Below are 23,460 nucleotides of genomic sequence, written 5' to 3' on the forward strand. Positions count from 1 at the left end.
GATCGCCACCGGTGATCACGCGCTGTGACTGCGGGGCCGGTCACAACCGGGACCTTCTCCTCTGCTCGGTGCCCGCCGCCGACGGCACTGTCGTGGTGTTTGCCGACGCGTGGAGGTGATCAACGCATGAGTAGCCCTGTGTCAACCCGAGTCGTCCTCAACCGCACCTCAGGGGAACGTGACGCAAACCAGCCACAAGAAACTGCGAAACGCGGGATTGAGCCGGACGCAACCACAACTGTGAAACGCGGAGAGGCGGGACTGGCATGAGCTGGCCCCCGATGCTCCGCCGCCAGCCGCCCGAATCCGCCGACGAGCGGCCGTGGACCCCGGAAGAGGTGGCGGTGCTGGCCGAGGCGGTGCGCCGCGCGCCCTCCGTGCACAACACGCAGCCCTGGTCGCTGCGGGTGCAGGGGCGCGCCGCCGTGCTGCGGCTGCGCTCGACTCCGGAGCTCGCCCACCACGACCCGGACGGCCGCGACCGGCGGATGTCGTGCGGCGCGGCGGTCGCCAACCTCGCGATCGCGATGCGCGGGCTGGGCTGGGTGGCCGACGTCCACTGGCACGCCGACGACGGCGAGGCGGCCGTGATCGGCATGCACCGGCGGCCGGCGACCGCGATCGACCGGGAACGCCGCCAGGCCATCGGCCGCCGAGCGAGCTTCCGGCGCGCCTTCGCCGCGCGCCCGGTCCCGCACCTGGCGCGCACCGCCGTGGCGGCCGCGGCGACCACGCAGGCCACCTGGGTGGACGGGCCCGCCGAGGAGCACGCGCTGGCGCGCCTGCTCGCCCACGCCGCGCGCACCAACCACGCCGACAAGACCTACCAGCGCGAGCTGGGCGCCTGGATCGGGCCGGTCTCGGACGAGGGGCTGCCGGCGGAGGTGCTGCCCACGCGCGGCGTGCCCGCGACCGGCCTGGCGACCGGCGCCACCCGCCTGCCGGACCAGGCGCAGATCGCCCGGTCGCTGGCGCAGGAATCGGTGCTGGTCTTCAGCACGATCACCGACGGCCCGCGGGACCAGCTGATGGCCGGCGAGGCCGCGGAGCGGGCCTGGCTGGAGGCGACGCGGCTGGGCCTGGTCGCGTCGGTGATGACGCAACCGCTGCGGTTGTCGGAGGTCCGCGCCGGACTGAGCGTCGAGCTCGGCCTCGGCGGGATGCCGCAACTGCTGATGCGGATCGGCTACCCGCTGGCGATCCCGGTGCCGCGCGCCGACCGCCGCCCGCTCCCGGACCTGTTCGCCGACTGATCGTCCACTGTGTCCATCAGGCCGTCCGGCGGGTCGATCCCGCCCGGTGCGCCGCCTCGCGTCCGGCTGGTGGGACGGGTGGATGCCCGCATTGACATGCCGGTGGTGCTCTGTTGCGATTGATTCGTGATGTTCCCGGTGCTCACGAAGCGGCGGCACGTGGATTTCCGCCGCGTGTCGGCCCAAGCGTGTCGTTCCTAGCGCTCCGCCAGCCCGGGCTCCGCACCGCGGTGGAGATCCGGATCAGCAGGTAGTCCACATCGGACTGAAATCTCGGACCCAGGGAGCACGTGTGTCCAGCGTCCTCGTCATTTCCGGCAGCCCGTCGCGCACCTCGAAGACCGAACGGATCGGTGAGCACATCGCCCAGCGCATCGCGGCGTCCGGCCGCAGCGCCGACCACCTGCGCGTCCGCGGCCTTCCCGCGGATTCGCTGCTCGGCGCCGACACCCGGGCTCCGGCGATCGCCGAAGCCATCGGCAAGGTCGCCGAGGCCGACGGCGTCGTGCTGGCCACCCCGACCTACAAGGCGGCCTATTCCGGCCTGCTGAAGGCATTCCTCGACCTGCTGCCGCAGTTCGGCTTCGCCGGCAAGGCGGTGCTGCCGCTGGCGACCGGCGGCACGGTCGCCCACGTCCTGGCCATCGACTACGCGCTGCGCCCGGTGGTGCACTCGCTGGGCGCCCGCCACGCGGTGCAGAGCTTCTTCTTGCTCGACAAGCACATCTCGGTGGTCGAAGACCAGCTCAGCGTCCACCCGGACAGCGCCGGACCGCTGGCCGACGTCATCGAGCAGTTCACCAAGGCCCTCGACGGTGTCCCGCACTCCACCGTCCTCGGCCGCACGGCCTAGCGGCACGAGGCAGAAGGGCGCCGCCCCGCTTGTTCCTGTTGTCGGCATGATTCCCGAGACGCACCGGGCGGGCTGACGGGCAGCCACAACGCCGAACGGGCGCACGTTATGAGACTCGGTGTGCGATGTGGTCGAGTGCGTCGCTAAGGGTGGATGGCAACGCTGGGCGTTGCTCTGGTAGTGCCACGGTCCGGCGGAGAATGCCTTCTGTCCGTGCCGATGCGATCTCGCCGACCATCGAAGCCACGTCGGCGGCGACCCGTTCGGCTTCGGACCATGATCCGGCGAGCAGGGATGCTCTGAGCAGGTTCGCCCGGTGAATGTAGAGCGCCCACCGGAAGTGTTCGCGTCCTTCGGAACGTTCGACGGCGGCCGCCAGGCGCGGGAGTGCCTTGTCGTGGTTGCCGAGGCTGGCGTACACCATCCCCTCGTGTCCGGCGAGTTCGCGTTCGTCGAACCACCATGACCAGACCGGATCGCGGCCGGTGGTGCCGTCGGTGAATGCGGAACGGGCACGATCGAATACCCGCAGGGCTTCGGTCTCGTCGCCGAGCGCGGCCAGGGCGCGGGCGGCGCGCACGTCGAACAGTGCCCGGACGCGGCCCGGTAGTTCGGCCCGGTCGCTCATGCGGGTCGAGATCCGCAGTGCTTCGCGGTCACGGCCGACGTGCACGCTGGCCAGTGCCTGGTTAGTGAGGATGAACCACTGCATTGACGTGTCGCCTGCGATGTGGGCGAGTTCGAGCGCTTCGGCGTTGACCGCCCGTGCCTCGTCGTGCCGTTCGGCATCGAACAGCAGCCATCCGGAGAGTTCGCCGAGCTCGGCAGTGACGGCTTCGAGGTCCCGTTCGATCGCCGGTACGTAGCGGCCTTCGCCGAGAATGCCCTGCGCCCGCCGGAAGCACCGCAGGGCGATCGGGGCGACTTCGGCTCCCCCGTGCACGCCGTCGAGGGCGACGAGGTGGGAGATCGTCCGGCGCATTTCGTCGAGGTAGTCACTTGTTGCGGGTGCGTCCTGATCGGCTATCGGGAGGATCAACCCGGATTGGGCCAGTTCGGGGTGATCCTCTGACGCTCGCAGAGCCTTTCCGGTGGGTGGGGTGCTGGTGGAGAACCCGAGTTCGGCGTCATCGGCGGCACCCAGCACGGCCCGGAACCCGGCGCGGTAGTCCCGTCCGGGGCAGCGCACCGCGCCGCGTTCCAACCGAGCTATGTAGTGCGCGTCGAGGGCTCCGGCTCGTCGGGTGTGCTGAGTAACCCAGGCGTTGACGGCTTCGGCGAGCTCAGCACGGGACAACGGTTCCCCTGGCACCCGTGGCGAGGGGGTCGCCTCACGGGCTGCGCGGAGTCGATCGTTACGGGCGCGGGCCATGCTGTTGATGCTGCCAGGCGCCCCGATCTGCCCCAACCTGCCCAACCCGAATGCCTAGGTCTGGCGCGGTCTGGTGTCGATGTTCGAGGCATGCATGAGGCACTGGCGATGTTGCTCGGGCTGCTGGCCTGGTCGGTGATCTTCGTTCCGCTTTTCATCGTGTGGTGGCTGCCGGGACACCGGGAGAAGCAGGCGCTGAAGGCGGAGGCGCAGCGTCGGGAGGAACGGCTCCGCCGCCGTTTTCCGGGGCGTGCAGCGTGAACGGCCAGCGTTCAGGGGCGGTGATCCTGGCGCGGCTACGCCCGGAGTACGCGCCGCCGGATCGGCCGCCGGAAGTGCACGCCTACCGCGTCGATCACCTCGTGTGGGTGTCGCCGTGCGGCGACCGGCTCGCGCCGGACGAAGCCGAGATCGTCGAGCCGTTCACGGGCAACCCGTGCCCGACGTGCCTCATGTTCGCTGCGCTCACCAGCGAAGCGCCGCCGGTCGCACGCGCTGAGCTCGAAAGCGCGCCGTCGAGCCGGGAGCTTCTGGCTGCGTCCCCGGCGGACGTCATCGTCGAGTCGTCGGGCGTGATGCTGCTGTACGCGCCGTCCTGGCGCGAGCGCGTCGTCCACTGGGCGAAGCCCAACGAGTCGACCAAGCCGTACGGGGGCGGGACGGTCGTCTCGGGGCTCTGCGGAGAGATCGGATGGGGGCCGGACGAGCGCCCGCCGGACGGATGGCCGATGTGCTCGGAGTGCATCGAGATCGCGTTCGAGGAGATTTCGTAGGCATGGCAGCGGCAAAGCACCGCCGCACGGGCATCATCGCGGCCGGGTACACCGTGAGCTGGACTGGTGATCTCGCCGCCGAACCGCCGACCGCCAGCCGTTCTACCCTCCCGGAGATCGCCGACATCGACCCGCCGACGCTCGCCGACGAGAAAGCACTCGACGCCGAGCGCGCCGCAGCGAAACGCGTCGCGCGCAGTCGCCCGAGGGTTACGTGGAAGCTACTCGCCGACGTGCTTGCCGGACTGCAACGGCTGTAGAAGCCGGTGCGGCCACGTGGCCGCACCGGCCGAGAGCGGCACCCGGATCGTCGTCCGGGACTGACCGCGTGGATCGTCCGGGCGCGGCGCTGATGCCCTTGCCCATTGCGGCCTCCACGGTCTAACAGCGCCCTTTTCATCGCGTCACCGGCTCAGCGCAGCTCCGGCGGGTTCGTCTCGGAGGTGCTGATCGCCGAGGCCTCGACGCCCCACTTGCGCACGATCCGCTCGTAGGTGCCGTCCTGGATCAGCTTGTTCACCGCAGCCTGCAACGCGGGCGCCAGCGGCGAGTCCTTCGGCAGCGCGAATCCGACGTTCAGGCGCCGGAACTCGTTGAGGAACCGCAGGTTCGGCTGCTGGCTCACGGTGTAGCGCAGGCCGTTGATCGTGCTCATCAGCACGTCGACCTTGCCCTGCTGCAGGGCGGAGTACTGCGCGCTCATCTCCTTGAAGACCAGCACCTGGTATGCCGGCCGGCCCAGCTCGCCGCAGCGGTGCTGGTGGGCGTTGAGCGTCGTCTCGAACGTCGTGCCCGCGCCGGTGCCGATGGTGCGCCCGCACAGCTGCGTGACGTCGGTGACCGGGGCGAGATCGCTGTCCTGGCGGACCGCGAGGCCCTGGCCGTCGTTGAGGTAGGTCACGAAGTCGACGGTCTTCTTGCGCTCCTCGGTGACCCCGAAGTTGCCGGTGCCGACCTGGAACTTGCCGCTGCCCAGCGCGGGCAGGATGGTGTCGAACGCGGCGTCCTGCCGGTCGATCCGCACGCCGAGCACGCGGGCGGCGGCCTCGGCGATGTCGATGTCCACGCCGACCGCGGTTCGGTTGTCGGACAGGTAGAACGCGCCGGGCGGGCTGCCGTCGAGCGAGCTGCCGAAGGTCAGCGCCCCGGCCTGCCTGACGTCCGGCGGCAGCAGCGCCGCGATCGCTTCGTCCTTGGGAACTGCGGAGACCACGTCGGCGGTCGCATCGAGACCGGGCGCGGCTTCGGTCGGGATCGCGCCGGGCGCGCATCCGGCGAGCAAGCCGGCCGCGGCCAGCATCACGACGATCGTTCTGAAACGGGGCAGCATTCGGTGTGAACCCTTCGGGTGCAGCGATCGGGCGCGGTGGTGGTGGTGGACGGCCCGTGCGAGGCGGTCAGCTGCAGAGGCTGGTTTGGATGTGGTGCAGTCGGGTGTGATAGCGCGGGCTTTGTGTGTTTGAAGCGGCGAAGCCGCTTAGCCCACCCTCGCAACTCGCACCGCCGCGGGTTCTCAGGCGTCGTCTGGCGAGGACAGCCCCGATGCCGCGTATTGGTCATACGTAAGTCGGGGATCCCACAGCCAGGCGGCGTCTGAGGTTCCGCTATCCGCACCGCCACGCAAGTTGAGTTTGGAAATAGCGCTCTGCAGCGGCTGACGGCGCGAAGGAGAAGGGGGGAGACGTCAGCCGCGACAAGCGGCCGACCACACCAGGGCGAGGTCGATGTGGGCGCGTTTCACCAAACGCAGTTGCCTGGTCACGCAACGAGAATCGCCGGAGGCCGGGTGGGTGTCAACGACGATCAACCTGTGGGACGGCCTTGACCCGGCGGCCGGGGCGGCTAGCGTGTCAGGCGGTGGTGGACCCCGCCGACGTTGTTCGGCGGCCGTTTCCTGCGAGGCGTTCCTCTCCTTTTCGTCCAAGCAGCGCGATTTCAGCGGGATCGGCGTGCTGATCTCCGCGGGATTCGCCGCACGATAGGGAAGTCCTGATGACCCGATCAACGCATCTGCAGGCGGTGCCCGACGCCGGGCCCGCCACCGTCGCCCCGCCGCCGGTGGTGCCCGCGCGGCATCCCGGCAGGTGGATCGCCGCCGTCGCGGCGCTGGTCGTGTTCGCGCTCGTGGTGCATTCGATGGCCACGAACCCGAACTTCCAGTGGCCCGTCGTCGCCGCCTACTTCACGCTCCCGGCCGTGCTCAACGGCCTCTGGCTCACGCTGTGGCTGACCGCCGTCACCATGGTCCTCGGCTTCGCGCTGGGCGCCGTGCTGGCCGTCATGCGGCTGTCCGGGAACGCCGTCCTGAACTGGCTGAGCTGGACCTACACCTGGTTGTTCCGGTCCATCCCGCTGCTGGTCCAACTCCTGTTCTGGTTCAACATCGGCGCGCTGTACCCGACGCTGAGCATCGGCCCGTGGTTCGCGGTGGACACCGTGAACCTGCTCGGCGGCACCACGACGGCGGTGATCGGCCTGGTGCTGCACGAGGCCGCGTTCGCCGGGGAAGTGGTGCGCGCCGGGATCCTGTCGGTCGACGCGGGCCAGAGCGAGGCCGCGCAGGCACTCGGTATGACCAGGATGCGCGTGCTGCGCCGGATCGTGCTCCCGCAGGCGATGCGCGCGATCATCCCGCCGGCGGGCAACATGCTCATCGGCACGTTGAAGGGCACCTCGATCGTCAGCGTCATCGCGGTGCACGACCTGCTGTACTCGGTGCAGCTGATCTACAACCGGAACTACCTGGTGATCCCGCTGCTGCTGGTGGCGACCGTCTGGTACCTCGTGATCACGTCGATCCTGACCGCGGGCCAGTACTACGTCGAACGCCACTACGCCCGCGGTGCCCACCGCGAGCTGCCGCCGACGCCGCTGCAGCGGTTGCGCGCCGTGCTGAAGGGAGCCCGCTGATGCTCCGGATTTCCGGTCTGCACAAGAGCTTCGGCGCCACGCCGGTGCTGCGCGGCGTGGATCTGGCCGTGCGGCAGGGCGAGGTGACCTGCGTGATCGGCCCGTCCGGCTCGGGCAAGAGCACGCTGCTGCGCTGCATCAACCACCTGGAGAAGGTGGACGCCGGGAGCATCGAGGTGGACGGCGGGCTGATCGGCTACCGCGAGTCGGCGGGCCGGCTGCACGAGCTCGGCGACCGAGCGATCGCCCGCCAGCGCGCCGGGATCGGCATGGTGTTCCAGAGCTTCAACCTGTTCGGGCACCTGACGGTCCTGGAGAACCTGATCGAGGCGCCGGTCGGCGTGCTCGGTCTGTCCAAGAAGGACGCATTGGTGCGGGCGCGAGAGAAGCTGCGCCGCGTCGGCCTGGCGGACCGCGAGGACGCCTACCCGCGCCAGCTCTCCGGCGGCCAGCAGCAGCGCATCGCCATCGCCCGCGCGCTGGCGATGGAACCGAAGCTCCTGCTGTTCGACGAACCGACCAGCGCTCTGGACCCGGAGCTGGTGGGGGAGGTGCTGGCGGTGATGCGCGACCTGGCCGCGGCGGGCCAGACGATGGTCGTGGTGACGCACGAGATCGGCTTCGCCCGGGAGGTCGCCGACACCGTCGTGTTCCTGGACGGCGGCGAGGTGCTGGAAACCGGTCCGCCGGGGAAGGTCCTCGACAACCCCGAACTGACCAGAACCAGGGACTTTCTGCAACGCGTGCTATGAAGACAGTGATGACGAAAGGGCCTTCGCAGGACTGATCCTGCGAAGGCCCTTCCCGATTGGCCGTGTCTCGGTCAGGCGAGGAGCCGGCCCCGCGGCGCGGTGTCCCTGAGGACGTCGCGCGCCGCGAAGGCCAGCTCAACGGCCCGTCCACGGAGCAGCGTCACTTGTTCTTCGCCCGGCCGTACCGCAGCATGCCCTCCAGCCACTCGTCGAGGCCCGCCGACTGCGGTTCGCCGCGCCACGCCAGGTGACCGTCCGGGCGCACCAACCAGACCTCGTCAGCCTCCGCGCGGGCCTTCTTGCCGGCGGCGTTCGACGCCTTGCGCTCCAGCACCGCGAAGTGCTCCTCGCCCAGCCGCTTCCGGACCACGTCGACGCACGGATCCGCGCCGCCTGCGGGCACGAGCAGCACCCACCGCCCGCGGAACTCGTCGTACAGCCGGGTGCGGCGGCGGTCCGCCGAGCGAACGCATTCGAAGTCGCCCACCATGTCGCCGGGCCGTGGCTTGGCGTCAAAGCGAGCTCCGCCGCCCAACGGGCCGTCCCGATAGGTCTCCCAAAGCTCGGAATGCGAGAACGTGGTCAGCTGCTCGAATCCGGGGATCTTGACGATCGGTGCCACCACGCGGTCCCGCACGAACCGCACGATCGGGTTGCGCATCTTCTCGATCTGGCTGGGCGCGGTCTTGCCGAGGACGATCTCGGCCGCGATCGGGCGGCGCTCGCCTTGGTAGGTCTCGAGCAGCGCCTCGCTCGCCTTGCCCTGGATGACGAGGGCGAGCTTCCAGGCCAGGTTCTCCGCGTCGCCCATGCCGGTGTGGATCGCGGGCCCGCCGAACGGTACGTGCGGGTGGGCGGCGTCGCCGGCCACCAGGACGCGTCCTTCGCGGTAGTTGTCCACGATCCTGGCGTGCGAGACGAACGTGAGCTTCGTGGTCGTGTCGCGGAACTCGATGCCGCCGTAGGGGGAACGCTCGGCCAGCACGGTCCGCACCCGCGAAACGATCTCGTCGTCGGTGGGCTTCTCGGTTCCCTGGTCGGGGTCGAGGGCCAGGAGGCGCCACAGGTTGTTGGCGCCGTCCGGGTCGATCATCGGCATCGCGCCGACCCGCCCGTCGGGGTGGATCCAGCTCGTCAGCCCGCCCCGGTCGAGGTCCCAGTCGATGTGCGCGTCGACCAGCAGGTAGCGCTTGCTGCGGCCGATGTAGCCGATCCCGGCGGCCTTCCGGACCATGCTCTCGGCACCGTCGCAGCCGACCAGCCAGCGGGCGCGGACCTGCTCGCCGTTGGCGAGCACCGCGGTCACGCCGGTCGGGTCCTGCTCGATGTCGACCAGTCCGCAGTCCCATTCGACGGCTCCGCCGAGTTCGGCCCAGTGCTCCCGGATGGCCGCCTCGATCTTGCCCTGGTTGATCAGCATCGGGGGAGCCAGGTTCTCCTTGCCCGGCGTGGTGTAGCGCAGCCGGATCGGCTGGAGCCCGAGGTGGGCGGTGGCCCTCGTGAGCAGCGGCGTCTCGTTGGGCAGGTTGCCCAGCGAACCCATCCGCTGCATGACTTCGGATCCCGGACCGTGCACCGAGCTCGACAACCGCACGGGCGGGCTGGGGGCCCGGTCCATCAGTCGTACCGAAACGCCCTGGAGCGCCAGGTAGTTGGCGAGCGTCAGGCCCGCCGGTCCGGCGCCGATCACCAGCACGTCTGTCGTTGATTCACTGCTCATTCTGGGCTCCACGGGGGTGACTTATCGGGACCTTGCGACGATCGCCCTCGCGTCACCGAGTCCAGGCCTGGATCCAGCGCGAGGACGCCGGCCGTCCCCGGGGTGGCCCGGGGAGGGCGGTGGTGAGGGCTGTTGGTCACGCTTTTCACATGCCGTTCGGGCGAGTGCCCTGGGCGGGACCGGATTCGGGTCCCGCTGACGGCCGGACGATCCTGATCGGCTTGCCGGGCTTCGCGCCGGGGCCGGTGGTTCTCGTGCCGTCCTCCGCGCCATCTTCGGCTGCCGCTGTTCTCACTCCTTCCGGATTTCCTGCGAGAATGTGCAGAATGTAGGGAGATCGCGATCTTGTGCACAAGCGTTGGGACACCAAGTTGCCACCGCCGTGAGTGTCGGCGGACGGCGCTTCGGAGGGGTGGCAGTTACCTGCCACCGTCGGCCCCGGCGCCGCCGCACGTGACCACAGGGGACATTCATGGCGAAAGAAGTGTTCAGCCGGCGGCGTGCACTGATGTGATCAATTCGCCGCGAGGTGATCGCGGCACCAATTCGACCTCGATGGCCGTGCCTGTTGGTTCGATCTGCCGGAATGTGCAGGCCGTTACAGTCCACATTGCACCGATGTGAACGGCGGAGCTGGAAAGACCGGGGCTGTGGCCACGGGCTTGTTGATTTCGTCGCAGCCCTGGGCAGTCGAGGAAGGCAGGGCTCGGAGTCGTCGACGCGTGGCCGACCGAGGCGGGGGCGCAACACCGGAGGTCGGAACATGCGGCGAGGGTGCTGTTCGGCCTGATCCGCCCGCGCGATCGGCTCGGGCCGCGGCGTGGCCGTTTCGGGCCGAGATGGCGGAGGTGCGGCGAAATCGCGGCATCGGCTGAGTTCGCATCGCGCCGACGCTTGGTGACCCCTCGTCAATTCCTTTCATCCGGTGAGTTCGTCTTGTCGCCGGTTGCCCGAGTGGCAGGTCACGCGAGCTTGGAGCACTCGAACGGGCTCCGGCAATCCTTTCGAGGCAGTGTGAAAGGTGACGGCCGCGTTGTGTGTGCCAGATCACAATCGAGAGCTTTTTCTTGAGAAGCGCCAGCACCATCGCGCTTGCGGCGCTGAGGCCGCAATCACATTCGTCGGGGGTGTGCAGATGAGCAATCCCGTCGGTGCCGGCGCGCCGGGCGGCCGTCGGCTCGTCCGGCCGAAGGGCTTCCGCTCCTGCGGCGATCGTGTCATTCGGACGGTGGAGGTGCGCCTGTTCCGAATGCGGATCATGTTCGTGCGCGCGAGGAATTCGCCGCCAGCCGCCGCATCGTGCGGCGGGCGGCAGGCAGCGGGGAGTGGGGCGTCGTCCGTCGTGGGAGCGGCCGAGGAGCCTGCCGCGAGACCGGCTCCCCGGTGGGCGCCGCACGACCGGCACGCGTTCCGGCCGCGCTCCTCGGTTCGCGTTCGGCTTTGAGGACGGGCACCGGGAAGCGGTAGCGCGGTGACGATTCACCCTGGACTGAAAGATGGTTGGTGGGCTTCCCGCTCGCTGGCTAGTGTCGGCCCAGGTGGGTGGCTGAAGATCTCGGTCAAGACGGCGTAGTCCGCTTCTCGGAGTGTGCGGCGGGCGCCGTTCTTCCGCGTGTTCGGTGCTCTTTCGGTTCTGTGGTTTCGCCGCTCGGCGAAGCGGTTCCTTCCTGCTGCTCGCGGGAAGGTCGGGTGGGCTTGTTAGCAGTTCGTGCTGATCGAATGCGACTTGGATGGGCCAGGAGTTGAATGGTGTTCGAGTTGGCTTTCGCTTCTGAAGGTTCGGTAGGAGGCCTGCGCGAGATAGCCGCCAGGGAACGGCGGGGCGCTGTCGACGACGTCGGCGCTGTCGACGACGGGCTGGAACGTTCGCTGCTGCGGGCGAACGAGCTGATCGAGACCGCGGTGCACGAACACCGCCGGAGATCGTCGCAGAGCTCCTTCGTGATGGTCGGGCTCGACGAGGACCTGCGGTGCGCGGTGGAAGAGATGGTAGCGCGGGCCGAGAGATCCGTGTGCATCGCGGTCTCACTCCCCTCCGATGGGGAACTCCTCTGCCTGACAACAGGAATCGGTGCGGAGGTGGGCGTCCGGGTGCTGAGCGCTCCGCAAGCTTTGCGGGTGGACCGCGCGGTGGAGATGATGCGTCGGCCGGAATGCGAGATCAAGCTCTCCCGGAGCCCCCTGCAGGGAGTCGTCCTGGTGGACGGCCGGATCGCGTTGCTGCGGTCGAATGCGGGAGACGCGGACCGGCAGGCGTCGATCATCCGCCTGCCCGCGGTGGTCCGGGCATTGGAGTCGCTGTTCGTCGCCTCCTGGGATACCGGCAGGCCGCTGCCGGACCACCTGCTTCCCCTCGAACGCCGGAGCGTGGAGCCGGTGCGGCGGATCTTGGAGCACCTGCGGGCCGGGCACACCGACAGCCAGTCGGCGCAGAAGCTCGGCATCTCGCTGCGGACCTACCGCCGCCAGGTGGCCTGCATCATGCAGGAGCTCGGGGCCAAATCGAGGTTCCAGGCAGGTGCCCTGGCGGTCGAAGCGGGCCTGCTGGACGCGCGGGGTCCGGCGCAGGATTCGTGAACATCTCGGGTTGGGTGGGCGGAGAGGCGAACGCGGTGGAGCATTCGATGGTCGGGGACCAGGCGGCGCACGGGCGTGCCTGCGAGCAGGCGGCGTTCGGGCACCTGGCGGATGGGATCGAGCAGGCGTTGCTGGAAGTGCGTGCGCTCATTGGGGCCACAGTCGCCGAGCATCGCGAGAAATCCGCATCGGACCCGGCGTTCCGGGTCGTGGGCCGGGACGTCGACGCGGCGCTGGAGGCGATGACGAACCTGGTCGGCCGGGCGCGGAACAACGTCGAAGTGGTGCTCGCCTCGAACTCGGAGTGGAGGATGTCGGCGCGTTCGGTGCTGCGCAACCTGGCCCGCTTCGCGGGCGACCAGGTGCGGGTCAGATTGCTCTGCGCCCCCGCGGTTCTCGATCTTTCGCTCTTGCGGGCCGGTGACGAGCAGCGGGCGCCGTTCGAGGCCCGGTTCGGTCGGATCAGTTCGCTGGAGGCCGTCGTCGTCGACGGGCGGACCGCGCTGGTGCGTTCGGACGCGACGTGCGACGGGCAGGCGGTCGTCGTCCGCGCTGCGCCGGTGATCCGTGCGCTGGAGGACCTCTTCGCCGATGTTTGGCGCAATGCGCGTCCCGTGGCGAAGCCGGTCGACTTCGGCGGCCGGGCGCACACCGAGTTCGCGCAGCGGGTGTTGAAGATGCTCTACGACGGCCACACCGATGAGGTGGCCGCGCGGGAACTCGCCGTGTCGGTCCGGACGTACCGGCGCTACGTCGCCGAAATCGTGGAGTTGTTGGGGGCGAACTCGCGCTTCCAAGCCGGTGTGCGGGCCGCCGAGATCGGCTTGCTGCCCGCGTCGTGACGGCGCGTTGATCGTGGGTTTCCGCTTGTGCACCAATGGAATCGAGTGACAGCTGGTTGCCAACCAGGTGGTTCGGCGGCGCGCGGCCGACGGCCGGTGGCAGCTTGTGGCCGCAGGCCTTGTTGTTCGATCGGGGCCGGCAATAGCGTCGAGCCACGCTCGCGCGGAGGTCGCGAACCACGAGTTGGTGCGGAAGGGGCGTTATGGCTGCGCTTTTGGAAGAACGCAAGGAAGAGATCAAGGACATCGTCTGCGACATCCTGGAGATCGATCCCGACGAGCTGACGGACGTGAGCCTCTTCAAGGAGGAGCACGACGCGGACTCCCTGCGCGCGATCGAGATCCTCGCGGCCCTGGAGAAGAAGTTCGGCGTCGTCATCGACCAGTCCGAACTGGGGCGGATGGTGAACCTCAACGGCGTGTACTCGGTATTCGTCGAGGCAGCCGACGAGTAGCCGGTCCGGCGGTGCCCAGATCGTCGGGATCCTCCTCCCGGCTTGGAAATCTCCTGCCGAACGCCCACGCAATGACGCCTAGGAGGCGAGGAAACCATGCGCGACGCCGCGACCCATCGCGTTGTCATCACCGGTATCGGTGCGGTTTCCAGCATCGGGATCGGGGTGCCGGACTTCCTGGCAGGGCTGCGCGCGGGCGACAGCGCGGTCAAACCGATAAGCGCGTTCGACACCAGCGGGTACGAGCACTCCTTGGGGTGTGAGATCGATGATTTCGAACCGCAGCGGTGGATTCGCAACATCGCGCCCGACGGCCTCGGCAGGGCGAGCCAGTTCTCGGTCGCCGCGGCCCGCATGGCCGTCGACGACGCCGGGCTCAGCGAAGAGGCACTGCGCGAGCGGCGCTGCCTGAGCGTGATCGGCACGACCGACGGCGAGGCCCGCGACCTGGACCAGCTGGTCGAAACCGAGCTGCGGTCCGGGCCGGGGGACATGGACCCGGCCGTGGCCGCGCGAGTCCCGGCGGGCCGGCTCTCGACCGCGGTCGCCGACGAGTTCGGGCTGCGCGATGTCGAGGCGGTGACCCTCCCGACCGCGTGTGCCGCCGGGAACTACGCCATCGGCTACGGCTTTGACGCCATCCGGGCCGGCGACGTGGACTTCGCCCTCTGCGGCGGCGCGGATGCCTTGTGCCGCAAGACGTTCACCGGGTTCTACCGCATCGGGACCATCGCCCCGGAGCGGTGCCAGCCCTTCGACAAGGACCGCAAGGGGATCCTCACCGGAGAGGGCGCGGGCGTCCTCGTGCTGGAGAGCCTGGAGTCCGCCCTGGCCCGCGGGGCCCGTATCCACGCCGAGGTGCTGGGGTTCGGGCTCAACTGCGATGCGTTCCACCAGGTCGCGCCGAACGAGGACAGCGTGGCCAGGTGCATGCGGCTCGCCCTCGACGACGCGGGCGTCAAGCCGGGCGAGGTCGACTTCATCTCCGCGCACGGCACCGGGACCAAGGCCAACGACGTCACCGAGGCCTCGGCGATCCGGCGGGTGTTCGGCGCGGACACCGCCCCGCGCACGATCTCCATCAAATCGATGCTCGGGCACACCATGGGCGCTGCGAGTGCGCTCGCCTCGATCGCCTGCGTGCTCGCGATCACCGAGAACTTCATCCCGCCGACGATCAACCACGTCGAGACCGACCCGGAGTGCGGCGTCGACTGCGTGCCCAACGAGGCGGTCGAGGCGCAGCCGCGGATCGTGCAGAACAACGGCCTCGCGTTCGGCGGGAACAACGCCGTCGTGATCTACGGCAAGTACGAAGAGGAGCGGGTGTGACAAGGCTTTGCGCGCACAAGAGGCGTTCCCGATGAGCTGCCTGATCACCGGCACCGGAGCGGTGGCGAGCGTCGGGAACACCGCGGACGAGGTCTTCGACGCGCTCTGCGCGGGCCGCAGCGGACTGGCGCCGCTGCGCGGCTTCGACAGCGACAAGTTCCGCGCCAAGAACGCCTACGAGATCGATGACCGCCCGGCGTCGGGAGGTGACGTGCCGTCGCGCGCCACGGACTGGCTGCTGCGAGCGGTTGCCGAGGCGTTGCGGGATGCCGGTCTCGGCGAAGACCTCTCCGACGTTCCCGTGCTCGTCGGAACCGGGCTGCGCGAGCTGCGGTCCGTCGAGCTGAAGTGGCGCGACGGCGCGGAGTTCGACCTCGACCGGTTGCACTTCGGCACGGCGCTGCGGGAGCGCTTCGGAGCCGCCCGGACCTACACGTTCTCCAATGCCTGCTCGGCTTCCCTGCACACGTTGGCGATGGGCAGCGACATGATCGCCGCCGGGCTCGCCGACACCGTCGTCGTCGCCGGCGTGGACACCGTCACGGAAAGCATGTTCGGGCTGCTCGACCGGGTCCAGCTCGATCCACCGGACCGCGTGCGGCCGTTCGACCGGGCCCGCCGGGGCACGCTCATGGGCGACGGGGCGGCGGCCGTGGTGCTGCGCCGGGACGACCCCGCGGCACTGGCCGGGGCCAGCGGCCGGCTGCGCGCCGCGAGCATGAACTGCGACGCGGCCCACGCGACCGCGCCCGACGCGCACAGCATCGCCGGCGCCATTCGCGCGGCGCACGAGCTGGCCGGCGTCAAAGCGCGAGACATCGACCTGATCCTGTTGCACGGCACGGGAACCCCGCTCAACGACGAGGCGGAGGCGACCGCGCTCAGCGAGGTCTTCGGCGTCGACGTCGGGCTGCCGCTGCTGACGGCGCTGAAGTCGATGACCGGCCACACCTCGGGCGGGTCGGGGCTGCTGAGCCTGATCGTCGCCGTGCTGGCGCTGGCATCCGGCCAGGTCCCGCCCACCACCGGCCTGACCGACCCGACGCCCGACGCCGAGCGCTTCCGGTTCGTCCGCGACCGTCGCCGGTACCCGGACCTCAGGCTGGCCCAGGTCAACGCCTTCGGCTTCGGCGGTGTCAACGCGGTCGCCGTCGTGGAAGGGATGGACGGCTGATGCGGATCGTCATCACGGGTGTCGGCCTGGCACTGCCCGGCGCTGAAGACCTCGCGGCGCTGCTGCGCACCGACGGGCAGCGCGGCGAGCCGGTCGACCCCGGGGCCCGGATCGGGCGCCGTGGCCTGCGCTACAAGGATCGCGCCTCGCAGCTCGCCTTGTGCGCGGCGGCGGAGGTGCTGACCGACGCCGGTTTGCGCCCGGCGGACGGCGAGTTGACCGTCGCCGGTGAATCGGTCGCCGTCGTGGCGAGCTCGAACCTCGGCAACCTGGACACCGTCTGCGAGATCGCGTCGGCCATCGCCGAGGAGTCCACTGATCGCATCAGCCCGATGGCCCTGCCCAACGCTTCGAGCAACGTCGTCGCGTCGTCGGTCGCCATGAAGTTCGGCCTGCGCGGCCCGAACCTGATGCTCTGCAACGGCCCGACCGCCGGCCTGGACGCCGTGCACTGGGGTGCGGCGCTGGTCGCCGCCGGCCGGTGCGAGCGTGCTCTCGTCGTCGGGGTGGAGACGCGCAACCACGTGGTCGAGGCCCTCACCGGCGAGGTCGACCTGCTGGACGGCGCGGTCGCGCTGATGGTGGAGAGCGACGAGGCGGCACGGGCGCGCGGTGCGCTGGCGGTCGCCGAACTCGGGCAGTACAGCCGGGAAGGCAGCGTCGCCGCGTGCGTCGACCGGGTGCTCGCCGGCGGAGGCTCGCCCGGCATCTGGCTCACCCCGGACGCCGCCGAACGGCCCGAGGTCACCCCGGGAACACCGCGCCACGACGTCACGGGTGCCTTCGGGCTCGCTTCCGGCGCGCTCGGTGTGCTGCAGTGCGCCGCCGCGATCGGCTGGCTCGGCGCCGGTGGCGCCGGTTCCGCGCTGGTCACCGCGGGCGACGACGCGGCCGACGGGGTCGCCGGAATGGTGTTGCGGTCAGCGGGGAAAGGGGAGCGATGAGTGCTGACACGTCGGCTTCGCCGAGCCAGGTAGCCCTTCTCGGCGGCCAAGAACCGGTCGCGGTGCGGTGCGCTAGGAAAGCGGAGGTGCCCGACGACCCGATTCGCGTCCTCCTGGTGCACGGGCTGTGCAGCAACGCCGCGATCTGGGACGCGTTCGTCGCGCTGGCCGACCCCAGGTGCGAGCTCTGGGTCGCCGAACTGCCCTGGCGCGGCACGGGAATCGCCGGTTGGACATCGCAGCCGGTCGAGGAGTGGATCGGCCAGGCGGTCGCCCGAATGCCGGGCGGTCCGGACGTGGTCGTCGCGCATTCCTTCGGGACCAACGCCGTGCTCAGTTGGCTCGACCGGCAGGACACCGGGCCCAGCGGCCGGATCGCGGTCGGGGGCCGGGAACTGCGCGGCGTCGTCCTCGTCTCGCCGCTCTACCGCGCCGAACCGGAGGACTTCGACTGGGATTCGATCGGCTACTACCTGCACAACTTCGACCAGATCCTGGCCGCGGGCATGCGCGTGCGGCCGGGCAGCAGGCGCCTCTCGCCCGAGCAGCGGCTGGCCATCGCGGTGAAGGTGCGCGACCTCATCGGGCCCTACGGCTGGATCCGGTTCCTCGACACCTACCTGCGGATGCCGGAGGTGCGTACCGAACGGCTGCTGATGCCGTTCCTCGTCGTCGGCGGCGAGTCGGATTCCATCGCGTTCCCCGCCGACTCGGAAGCCCTCGGCAAGGCGCTGCCGGACGCTTCGGTGCACATCCTCCCGGGCAGCGAGCACTTCCCGATGGTCGCGTCGGCGGAGTCGTTCGCCGATCTGGCAAACACGTTCCTCCGCACCCTGTCGGCCTGAGAGTCTGTCGGCGAATGCCGTCCGCGCTTTTGGAAGCGGCGCAGCCGCTTGCATCCACCTTGCCAGGACGACCATCGGCGGGTTCTGAGAGGTTTCCTGGCGAGGACGGCCCCTCCGCCGTGTATTGGACATACATAAGGAGGGGCACCCACAGTCCAGGGAAGCTCTCAGGTTCCGCTAAGCGACCACCCACCCAGACCATTCACCAACAGGCTCTGATCACCGCCAGGAGCCCGTCACCCAACATGGAGCGCAACCGATGACCGCCGACACCGAGCCGGTACTGACGAAGTCCTTGTTCGCCAACACCACCCACGTGGCGCTGCGGCCCCGCTACGAGGGCTCCAACATCTGCACGTGGATCGGCTTCAAGCACGTCAACTACCTCGTCGAGGAGGCCGTGCTGGAGCACTTCCGCAGCGCGGGCCTGGGTGCCCGAGGCCTGTTCGAGGCTTACGGCCTGGGGTTGGACATCGTCGACCTGGACACCCGCATCCTGCACGCGCTGCACCTGGACGACCTCGCCGATGCGGAGGTCGTCTCGGTCACGAAGCCGGGCGATCCGGTGCTCGGCTTCCGCGTCACGCTGAGCCTGGAGCGCGCCGGGCAACCAACCAAGGCGGTGGTCGCCAAGGTCAAGGTTTCGTTGCGCCCCACCGACTACCTGCCCGCCGCAGGTGAACCACCCGCGGAACTGGCCGGTTTCGTGGTGCCGGAGCTCGGCGCGCACCTGCCCGCCGCGCGCCCCGCTGCGACCGTCGAGCCCGCCGACAACACCGCGCTCCAGCAGGGGCGCGGGACCACCGGCGGCGACCCGGTGCTGGAGCGGCTCACCGCCGGGGAGAACGCCTTCGGCTGGAAGTGGCGCATCCCTTACCCGTACTGCCACTTCACCGAGCGGCTGCAGATGTCGGGCTACCTGCGGCAGATGGAGGAGGTCGTCGATCTGTTCCTCGCCGACCGCGGCATCTCCATCCGCGAGCTGCTGGCCGACCGGCGGTGGATCCCGGTTGTCCCGCACTCGAACATCCAGATCCTGGGCGAGGCCCTGATGGAGGAGGACCTCTACACCATCTACACCGTCGAGGGCATCTTCAAGGACTTCACCTACACCTCGCGGATGGACTGCTACGTCGTCCGCGACGGCCGGCTCGTGCAGACCGCCACCGGGCGGATCACCCACGGCTACGCCCTGATCGAGAGCCGCAGCGACTGGCGGCTGGTCAACTTCGACGAGCGCGTGGTGCGCGCACTGGGCGGTTGACGGGCCCAGGCGGCGCGGGAACGGAGACCCATGCACGAGTACTTGCTGATCGAGAGCGGCGGCCCCCCAGCGGGCGCCGGGTGCGACCGGTTCGTCGGCGACGCGGTCCGGTTGCTCGAAGGCGGCGACGCGGTGTCGCTCCTGCTCATCGAGAACGCCGCGCCGGCCGCGGTGCGGGATGCGTTGCCGAGCATCGACGGATTCCTGCGCAACGGCGGCGAACTCTGGGTGGATTCGTTCTCCCTGCGGCAGCGGGCCGTGCGAGCCGAAGATCTGGTCCCCGGCGTCCGGGTCGTGGAAATGGCCGACGTCGCCGAGAAACTGCTGGAGACGGGACTGCGGGCGGTGTGGCACTGAAATGGTGTTCGCGGTTCCTCACACGGACGTGCTGCTGAAGGTACTCGGCACGCCGCACCAGACCGAGCTGGTGACCAGCGTGTTCCGGTTGGCGGATGCGCTGCTCGACCGCGGCGCCGCCGTGCAGGTCTGGACGTGCGGCGACGCCACCGGCCTGACCCGGGTCAGCCTCGGCGACAGCAAACCGATCAACTTCGCCGATCGGCACGCCGACCACCCGTCGACGGCGCGGCTCGTGCGCGAGCTGCTGAGCGCGCACCCGGATCGGCTCAACTGGTACGTCTGCCGCTTCTGCTGCGCGGACCGCGGCGCGGCCGAGCAGATCCCGGAGGTGCGCAAGCGCCCGCCGGCCAGGTTCTGGGAGCACGTGCAGGCGACCGACAAGGTCCTGGCGATGGGGGTGTGCTGAGCGTGGCGGGCAGAAGCACCCTGATGATCATCGAGCGTGCCTACCGGGGATCGGTCGAGACGCAGTTCGCCGACGTCCTCTACTTCGTCCGCGAACTGCACCGCCAGAGCGGCGGTGTCGACATCGCGCTGCGCGGGCCGGCGGCGGGATACGCGGTGGACACCGAGTTCGAACCCGCCATCCGCATCGCCGGCCGGGTGCTCGACTCGCTGCCCGACCCCCGCCACTCGCTGCGGCAGCTGCTCGACGACGGCGTCGGGGTCTGGGTCGAGGAGCCGGACCTGGCGGTCCTCGGCCCCAGCGCGCGGGACCGCCTGGTTCCCGGCGTGCACGTCGTTCCCGCGCACGAGCCGGCTTCGCGCTGGCCCGACTACGAACGGGTCTGGTTCTTCTGAGCCCGACCGCCCCGAACCGCCCGTCAAGCCGGAGGAAACACGAATGGCCCCCACCACCGCCGTCGGCAACCCGGTCATCTCCGCGTGGTCCACCATTTCCCCCTTCGGGTTGAGCAGCGCCGAGTTCGCAGAGGGGGTGCGCTCGGGGCGCAAGGCCGCGGTCCGGCTCGACCGAGACGAGTGGCGGGTGCCGTTCGAGGAGGCGCACCTGGTGCCCGGCTTCGACATCAGGTCGGTGCTGGGCAGGCGCGGCACCCGCTCGATGGACAGGGCGAGCGGGCTGGCCGTCGCCGCGGTCGGCCGGCTGCTGGACGGCGCCGGCGGAGAGCGGCTGCCGGGCGTTGGCGAGGACACCGGGCTGGCGCTGGGGACCAGCACCGGGAGCGCCCAGAGCATGATGGACTTCACCCGGGACTCGCTGGTCGGCGAGCGGCCCTACCTGGTCGACCCGGCGCGCTTCCCGAACACGGTGATGAACTGCGCCGCCGGTCAGTCCGCCATCTGGCACCGCCTCAAAGGACCCAACACCACCATCGCCGGTGGGAGGGCCACCGGGCTGCTGGCCCTCCAGTACGCGCTGCGGCTGCAGAAGGCTGGTCGGGCGGAAACCTTGCTGTGCGGGGCGGTCGAGGAGTTCTCGACCGCGCGCGCCTGGCTCGAATGGCACGCCACCGATCGCCGGGACAACGTGCTGGGCGAAGGCGCCGCGGTGTGGTTGCTGGAGCGCGCTGGCACCGCCCGGGACAACGGCAGGCCGGGCATCGCCGAAGTCATCGGCCTGGAGTTCGGGTTCGCCAAGGACGGGCGGGAGATCCGCCCGGTCCTCGGGGCGGGCCTGCGCCGCCTGCTGGATCGGTCCGGGGTAGCGCCGGAGGAGATCTGGGCGGTCGCCGACTCGCAGGCACCCGGCGTCGACGGAGAGGAGGAACGCGCGGCCATCGCGGACGTGCTCGGCACCGCCACGCCCCGGCGCGTGCCGTGCGCGGAGTCCATTGGGGACACATCCGCGGCGTCCGCGGCGTTCCAGGTCGCTGCTGTTCTCGCACTCGCGGAGGACGGCGGGGCAGGCGGTGCCCGGAAGGTCGTGATCACCTCGGCGGAATCGAACGGCGTCGTCGGAGCGGCCCTGCTGGAGCTGGTCGACCCCGCCCGATCCGGGCTGTAGCGGCCATACGTGAATCGGGGCTTCCCGCAGACCAGAACGGCCCGCACCGCTACGCAGGACGATTTCGGAAACAGGCTCTGCAGCGCAGTACCGCCACGAAAGGGATGCACACGATGCCCGACACCGACGCGACGCCCATCGACCTGGAGGACCTGCGGCGCATCGTCGCAGAGGTGCTCGACGTCGAGGTGTCCGACGTGACCGACGACGCCCGGTTCGTGGAGGACCTCGGCGGCGATTCGCTGCTGGCGTTGGAGGTCATCGTCGTGCTGGAGAAGAAGTACGGGGTGAAGTTCACCGAGCCCGAGGTGCAGGGCCTGACGTCCCTGCCGAAGACCCACGACCTGCTCGCGGCCAAACTGGGGGCCGCCTGATGAGCACGGCGTGCAGCCCGATCGCGGGCGCGATCGAGACCGCGGGCCAGGAGCAGCTCGCGATGGTCGTCGAGCCCGGCGAACCCGTTTTCGCCGGTCACTACCCGGGGTTCCCCATCTTCCCCGGGGTGTGCATCGTCGAGTTCGTCCACCGCGGCGCGCTGGCCGCCATCCCGGAACCCGAGCGGCGGTGGGAACTCTCGGGCATCGACAGGGTCCGGTTCACCAGCCCCGTCTTCCCGGGCGATTCGCTGACCGCGGACCTCAAGTGGCGGCGGCGCAGTGCCGGCTGGACCTGTGCCGCCTCGGTCGCCACCGAGCGCGGGCCCGCCGCGCAGGTCCGGATCAGCTTCGCGGAGGCGGGCGCGGTGACTGCGGGGGGCGGCGGAATCGCCGGGATCAAGCGGATCCTGCCGCACCGCCACCCGATGCTGCTCGTCGACCGGGTCGTCGATCTCGTCCCCGGCGAGCGGCTTACCGCGCTGAAGGCGGTCACCTGCAACGAGCCGTGGTACCGGGAGCTCGGGGACGACGCCGACGACGAGGACTACGACTACCCGGGCGTGCTGCTGCTCGAATCCTGGTGCCAGGCGGCGGGATTGCTCATCGCGGGGGCGAAACCGAACCCCGACGTGCGTACCGGCGCGGTGATGCTCTTCGGCGGGATCGCCGGCGTGCGCCGCACCGGGCGGGTTCGCCCCGGCGACGTCGTGGAGCACCGGGTCCGCTTGGCGCGGACGTTCACCGACACGGCGATCTTCGAAGGGGAGAGCGCGGTCGGCGGCGAGGTCGTGATGGAGATCGACCAGGTGGTGATGGCGCTGCGACCGGCATCCGAACTGACCGGCGCGGCGGCGGCCGGAGCGGAGGGGACGGGCGGATGACGGAGACGGACAGGCGGGTCGCCCTGGTCACGGGCGGATCGCGGGGGATCGGCAGGGCGACCGTGCTGCGGTTGGCGCGGGACGGGTTCGACGTGGCGTTCTGCTACGCGTCGAACCCCGAAGCGGCCGCGCTGCTGGAGAAGGAAGCGGGCGACCTGGGGGCGCGGGTGGTCGCCAAGCAGGCGGACGTGTCGCGGGCGGATGCGGTGCGCGCGCTGGTCGCCGACGCCCAGGAGGAACTCGGGCCCATCGACGTCGTGGTGACCTCGGCGGGCATCGTCCGGGACAACCCGCTGCTGCTGATGAAGGACGAGGACTGGCACCAGGTCCTGGACACCAACCTCGACGGCACCTACCACGTCTGCCGCGCCGTCGTCTTCGAGATGATGAAGCGCAGGCGGGGTTGCATCGTCAACATCTCGTCGGTGGCCGGGGTCCACGGGAACGCCACGCAGACCAACTACTCGGCGTCCAAGGCCGGGATCATCGGCTTCACCAAGGCGCTCGCCAAGGAGGTCGGGAAGTACGGCATCCGCGCGAACGTGGTGGCGCCGGGCTTCGTCGAGACCGACATGACCGCCGGCCTGTCCGAGAGCACCCGCGCGGCCGCGGCGGCGAACATCCCGCTGGGGCGGTTCGGCCGACCGGAAGAGGTGGCCGACATGGTCGGCTACCTGGTGTCCGCCGAGTACGTGACCGGCAGCGTGCTGCAGATCGATGGCGGCATCCTCATCTGAGAGCCTGTCGGCGAATGCCGTCCGCGCTTTTGGAAGCGGCGCAGCCGCTTGCATCCACCTTGCCAAGACGACC

At 70.0% G+C, this 23,460-nt stretch carries 25 protein-coding genes; 22 read left to right on the plus strand and 3 right to left on the minus strand.

Annotation, left to right across the window (positions count from 1 at the left end; genetic code table 11):
• The first annotated feature begins 266 nt into the window (after positions 1 to 266).
• Both E1288_RS24855 and ssuE read left to right on the plus strand, forming a co-directional pair.
• Positions 267 to 1,253: an Acg family FMN-binding oxidoreductase gene (locus tag E1288_RS24855; RefSeq protein ID WP_132489017.1), complete on the plus strand. Its 987-nt coding sequence runs from the start codon at positions 267 to 269 to the stop codon at positions 1,251 to 1,253.
• A 292-nt stretch (positions 1,254 to 1,545) separates the two neighbouring features.
• The gene (gene ssuE, locus E1288_RS24860; RefSeq protein WP_132489019.1) at positions 1,546 to 2,106 is read left to right on the plus strand and encodes an NADPH-dependent FMN reductase; all 561 of its coding nucleotides are present in this window, start codon (positions 1,546 to 1,548) and stop codon (positions 2,104 to 2,106) included.
• Between the two features lie 106 nt (positions 2,107 to 2,212).
• On the opposite strand, the gene E1288_RS24865 is transcribed toward ssuE, so the two are convergent.
• Positions 2,213 to 3,403 carry a hypothetical protein gene (locus E1288_RS24865; protein ID WP_132489021.1) on the minus strand — a complete coding sequence of 397 codons (1,191 nt, stop codon included), beginning with the start codon at positions 3,401 to 3,403 and terminating at the stop codon, positions 2,213 to 2,215.
• 165 nt (positions 3,404 to 3,568) lie between these two features.
• Between E1288_RS24865 and E1288_RS47145 the strand changes: the two genes are divergently transcribed.
• The 3 genes from E1288_RS47145 to E1288_RS24875 are packed head-to-tail and all read left to right on the plus strand — an operon-like array spanning position 3,569 to position 4,511.
• On the plus strand, positions 3,569 to 3,739 hold the full coding sequence (locus tag E1288_RS47145) for a hypothetical protein (protein ID WP_165968239.1): 171 nt from the start codon (positions 3,569 to 3,571) through the stop codon (positions 3,737 to 3,739).
• A complete protein-coding gene (locus E1288_RS24870) occupies positions 3,736 to 4,251 on the plus strand; it encodes a DUF3039 domain-containing protein (RefSeq protein WP_132489023.1) in 516 nt (171 codons plus the stop codon). Before E1288_RS47145 ends, E1288_RS24870 begins: the two co-directional genes overlap by 4 nt.
• Before the next feature lie 2 nt (positions 4,252 to 4,253).
• The gene (locus E1288_RS24875; protein ID WP_132489025.1) at positions 4,254 to 4,511 is read left to right on the plus strand and encodes a hypothetical protein; all 258 of its coding nucleotides are present in this window, start codon (positions 4,254 to 4,256) and stop codon (positions 4,509 to 4,511) included.
• A 152-nt stretch (positions 4,512 to 4,663) separates the two neighbouring features.
• On the opposite strand, the gene E1288_RS24880 is transcribed toward E1288_RS24875, so the two are convergent.
• Positions 4,664 to 5,581, minus strand: coding sequence for an ABC transporter substrate-binding protein (locus E1288_RS24880; RefSeq protein WP_132489027.1), 918 nt, complete (start codon positions 5,579 to 5,581; stop codon positions 4,664 to 4,666).
• Between the two features lie 662 nt (positions 5,582 to 6,243).
• Here E1288_RS24880 and E1288_RS24885 point away from each other — a divergent pair.
• Positions 6,244 to 7,161: an amino acid ABC transporter permease gene (locus tag E1288_RS24885; protein WP_132489029.1), complete on the plus strand. Its 918-nt coding sequence runs from the start codon at positions 6,244 to 6,246 to the stop codon at positions 7,159 to 7,161.
• Positions 7,161 to 7,913 carry an amino acid ABC transporter ATP-binding protein gene (locus E1288_RS24890; RefSeq protein ID WP_132489031.1) on the plus strand — a complete coding sequence of 251 codons (753 nt, stop codon included), beginning with the start codon at positions 7,161 to 7,163 and terminating at the stop codon, positions 7,911 to 7,913. The genes E1288_RS24885 and E1288_RS24890 overlap by 1 nt, the downstream gene beginning before the upstream one ends.
• A 160-nt stretch (positions 7,914 to 8,073) precedes the next feature.
• Here E1288_RS24890 and E1288_RS24895 read toward each other — a convergent pair whose 3' ends face one another.
• Positions 8,074 to 9,633 (minus strand): FAD-dependent monooxygenase, encoded by a 1,560-nt coding sequence (locus tag E1288_RS24895; RefSeq protein WP_132489033.1) that lies wholly within the window; start codon positions 9,631 to 9,633, stop codon positions 8,074 to 8,076.
• A 1,746-nt stretch (positions 9,634 to 11,379) separates the two neighbouring features.
• Between E1288_RS24895 and E1288_RS24900 the strand changes: the two genes are divergently transcribed.
• The 15 genes from E1288_RS24900 (at position 11,380) to fabG (ending at position 23,387) form a co-directional block, all read left to right on the plus strand.
• Positions 11,380 to 12,210: a helix-turn-helix transcriptional regulator gene (locus E1288_RS24900; protein WP_132489035.1), complete on the plus strand. Its 831-nt coding sequence runs from the start codon at positions 11,380 to 11,382 to the stop codon at positions 12,208 to 12,210.
• A gap of 47 nt (positions 12,211 to 12,257) precedes the next feature.
• The gene (locus tag E1288_RS24905) at positions 12,258 to 13,052 is read left to right on the plus strand and encodes a helix-turn-helix domain-containing protein (protein ID WP_132489037.1); all 795 of its coding nucleotides are present in this window, start codon (positions 12,258 to 12,260) and stop codon (positions 13,050 to 13,052) included.
• 203 nt (positions 13,053 to 13,255) lie between these two features.
• Positions 13,256 to 13,507, plus strand: a complete 252-nt coding sequence (locus tag E1288_RS24910) for an acyl carrier protein (protein WP_132489039.1) — start codon at positions 13,256 to 13,258, stop codon at positions 13,505 to 13,507.
• A 96-nt stretch (positions 13,508 to 13,603) separates the two neighbouring features.
• Positions 13,604 to 14,839 (plus strand): beta-ketoacyl-[acyl-carrier-protein] synthase family protein, encoded by a 1,236-nt coding sequence (locus E1288_RS24915; protein WP_132489041.1) that lies wholly within the window; start codon positions 13,604 to 13,606, stop codon positions 14,837 to 14,839.
• A gap of 31 nt (positions 14,840 to 14,870) precedes the next feature.
• Positions 14,871 to 16,013 carry a beta-ketoacyl-[acyl-carrier-protein] synthase family protein gene (locus E1288_RS24920; protein WP_132489043.1) on the plus strand — a complete coding sequence of 381 codons (1,143 nt, stop codon included), beginning with the start codon at positions 14,871 to 14,873 and terminating at the stop codon, positions 16,011 to 16,013.
• On the plus strand, positions 16,013 to 16,957 hold the full coding sequence (locus E1288_RS24925) for a beta-ketoacyl synthase N-terminal-like domain-containing protein (protein ID WP_132489045.1): 945 nt from the start codon (positions 16,013 to 16,015) through the stop codon (positions 16,955 to 16,957). Before E1288_RS24920 ends, E1288_RS24925 begins: the two co-directional genes overlap by 1 nt.
• Positions 16,958 to 17,043: 86 nt before the next feature.
• Entirely contained in the window at positions 17,044 to 17,802 is a 759-nt protein-coding gene (locus tag E1288_RS24930; RefSeq protein WP_165968240.1) for an alpha/beta fold hydrolase, read from the plus strand.
• A gap of 259 nt (positions 17,803 to 18,061) precedes the next feature.
• Complete coding sequence (locus E1288_RS24935) at positions 18,062 to 19,066, plus strand: acyl-CoA thioesterase family protein (RefSeq protein WP_132489049.1); 1,005 nt, start codon at positions 18,062 to 18,064, stop codon at positions 19,064 to 19,066.
• A 30-nt stretch (positions 19,067 to 19,096) separates the two neighbouring features.
• On the plus strand, positions 19,097 to 19,423 hold the full coding sequence (locus E1288_RS24940) for a hypothetical protein (protein WP_132489051.1): 327 nt from the start codon (positions 19,097 to 19,099) through the stop codon (positions 19,421 to 19,423).
• Between the two features lie 4 nt (positions 19,424 to 19,427).
• Positions 19,428 to 19,832 (plus strand): hypothetical protein, encoded by a 405-nt coding sequence (locus E1288_RS24945; protein ID WP_207954543.1) that lies wholly within the window; start codon positions 19,428 to 19,430, stop codon positions 19,830 to 19,832.
• 23 nt (positions 19,833 to 19,855) lie between these two features.
• Positions 19,856 to 20,227: a hypothetical protein gene (locus E1288_RS24950; protein WP_132489055.1), complete on the plus strand. Its 372-nt coding sequence runs from the start codon at positions 19,856 to 19,858 to the stop codon at positions 20,225 to 20,227.
• Positions 20,228 to 20,270: 43 nt separating this feature from the next.
• Positions 20,271 to 21,392 (plus strand): beta-ketoacyl synthase N-terminal-like domain-containing protein, encoded by a 1,122-nt coding sequence (locus tag E1288_RS24955; RefSeq protein WP_132489057.1) that lies wholly within the window; start codon positions 20,271 to 20,273, stop codon positions 21,390 to 21,392.
• A 113-nt stretch (positions 21,393 to 21,505) separates the two neighbouring features.
• Positions 21,506 to 21,766, plus strand: coding sequence for an acyl carrier protein (locus E1288_RS24960; RefSeq protein ID WP_132489059.1), 261 nt, complete (start codon positions 21,506 to 21,508; stop codon positions 21,764 to 21,766).
• On the plus strand, positions 21,766 to 22,650 hold the full coding sequence (locus tag E1288_RS48135; protein WP_207954544.1) for a 3-hydroxyacyl-ACP dehydratase FabZ family protein: 885 nt from the start codon (positions 21,766 to 21,768) through the stop codon (positions 22,648 to 22,650). Before E1288_RS24960 ends, E1288_RS48135 begins: the two co-directional genes overlap by 1 nt.
• Positions 22,647 to 23,387, plus strand: coding sequence for a 3-oxoacyl-[acyl-carrier-protein] reductase (fabG, locus tag E1288_RS24975; protein ID WP_132489061.1), 741 nt, complete (start codon positions 22,647 to 22,649; stop codon positions 23,385 to 23,387). Before E1288_RS48135 ends, fabG begins: the two co-directional genes overlap by 4 nt.
• The last annotated feature ends 73 nt before the right edge of the window (positions 23,388 to 23,460 follow it).

The organism is Saccharopolyspora elongata (assembly GCF_004348985.1).
In the GTDB taxonomy this organism is placed as follows: Bacteria; Actinomycetota; Actinomycetes; order Mycobacteriales; family Pseudonocardiaceae; genus Saccharopolyspora; species Saccharopolyspora elongata.

What these genes read in the sequence shown, in the direction of transcription:
- E1288_RS24920 (WP_132489043.1), top strand. Translation starts at nt 14,871, where the DNA reads ATGAGCTGCCTGATCACCGGCACCGGAGCGGTGGCGAGCGTCGGGAAC.
- E1288_RS24955 (WP_132489057.1), top strand. Translation starts at nt 20,271, where the DNA reads ATGGCCCCCACCACCGCCGTCGGCAACCCGGTCATCTCCGCGTGGTCC.
- E1288_RS24910 (WP_132489039.1), top strand. Translation starts at nt 13,256, where the DNA reads ATGGCTGCGCTTTTGGAAGAACGCAAGGAAGAGATCAAGGACATCGTC.
- E1288_RS24855 (WP_132489017.1), top strand. Translation starts at nt 267, where the DNA reads ATGAGCTGGCCCCCGATGCTCCGCCGCCAGCCGCCCGAATCCGCCGAC.
- E1288_RS24950 (WP_132489055.1), top strand. Translation starts at nt 19,856, where the DNA reads ATGATCATCGAGCGTGCCTACCGGGGATCGGTCGAGACGCAGTTCGCC.
- E1288_RS24890 (WP_132489031.1), top strand. Translation starts at nt 7,161, where the DNA reads ATGCTCCGGATTTCCGGTCTGCACAAGAGCTTCGGCGCCACGCCGGTG.
- E1288_RS24895 (WP_132489033.1), bottom strand. Translation starts at nt 9,633, where the DNA reads ATGAGCAGTGAATCAACGACAGACGTGCTGGTGATCGGCGCCGGACCG.
- E1288_RS24940 (WP_132489051.1), top strand. Translation starts at nt 19,097, where the DNA reads ATGCACGAGTACTTGCTGATCGAGAGCGGCGGCCCCCCAGCGGGCGCC.
- E1288_RS24885 (WP_132489029.1), top strand. Translation starts at nt 6,244, where the DNA reads ATGACCCGATCAACGCATCTGCAGGCGGTGCCCGACGCCGGGCCCGCC.
- E1288_RS24905 (WP_132489037.1), top strand. Translation starts at nt 12,258, where the DNA reads ATGGTCGGGGACCAGGCGGCGCACGGGCGTGCCTGCGAGCAGGCGGCG.
- E1288_RS24915 (WP_132489041.1), top strand. Translation starts at nt 13,604, where the DNA reads ATGCGCGACGCCGCGACCCATCGCGTTGTCATCACCGGTATCGGTGCG.
- fabG (WP_132489061.1), top strand. Translation starts at nt 22,647, where the DNA reads ATGACGGAGACGGACAGGCGGGTCGCCCTGGTCACGGGCGGATCGCGG.
- E1288_RS47145 (WP_165968239.1), top strand. Translation starts at nt 3,569, where the DNA reads ATGCATGAGGCACTGGCGATGTTGCTCGGGCTGCTGGCCTGGTCGGTG.
- E1288_RS24875 (WP_132489025.1), top strand. Translation starts at nt 4,254, where the DNA reads ATGGCAGCGGCAAAGCACCGCCGCACGGGCATCATCGCGGCCGGGTAC.
- E1288_RS48135 (WP_207954544.1), top strand. Translation starts at nt 21,766, where the DNA reads ATGAGCACGGCGTGCAGCCCGATCGCGGGCGCGATCGAGACCGCGGGC.
- E1288_RS24900 (WP_132489035.1), top strand. Translation starts at nt 11,380, where the DNA reads ATGGTGTTCGAGTTGGCTTTCGCTTCTGAAGGTTCGGTAGGAGGCCTG.
- E1288_RS24925 (WP_132489045.1), top strand. Translation starts at nt 16,013, where the DNA reads ATGCGGATCGTCATCACGGGTGTCGGCCTGGCACTGCCCGGCGCTGAA.
- E1288_RS24935 (WP_132489049.1), top strand. Translation starts at nt 18,062, where the DNA reads ATGACCGCCGACACCGAGCCGGTACTGACGAAGTCCTTGTTCGCCAAC.
- E1288_RS24960 (WP_132489059.1), top strand. Translation starts at nt 21,506, where the DNA reads ATGCCCGACACCGACGCGACGCCCATCGACCTGGAGGACCTGCGGCGC.
- E1288_RS24880 (WP_132489027.1), bottom strand. Translation starts at nt 5,581, where the DNA reads ATGCTGCCCCGTTTCAGAACGATCGTCGTGATGCTGGCCGCGGCCGGC.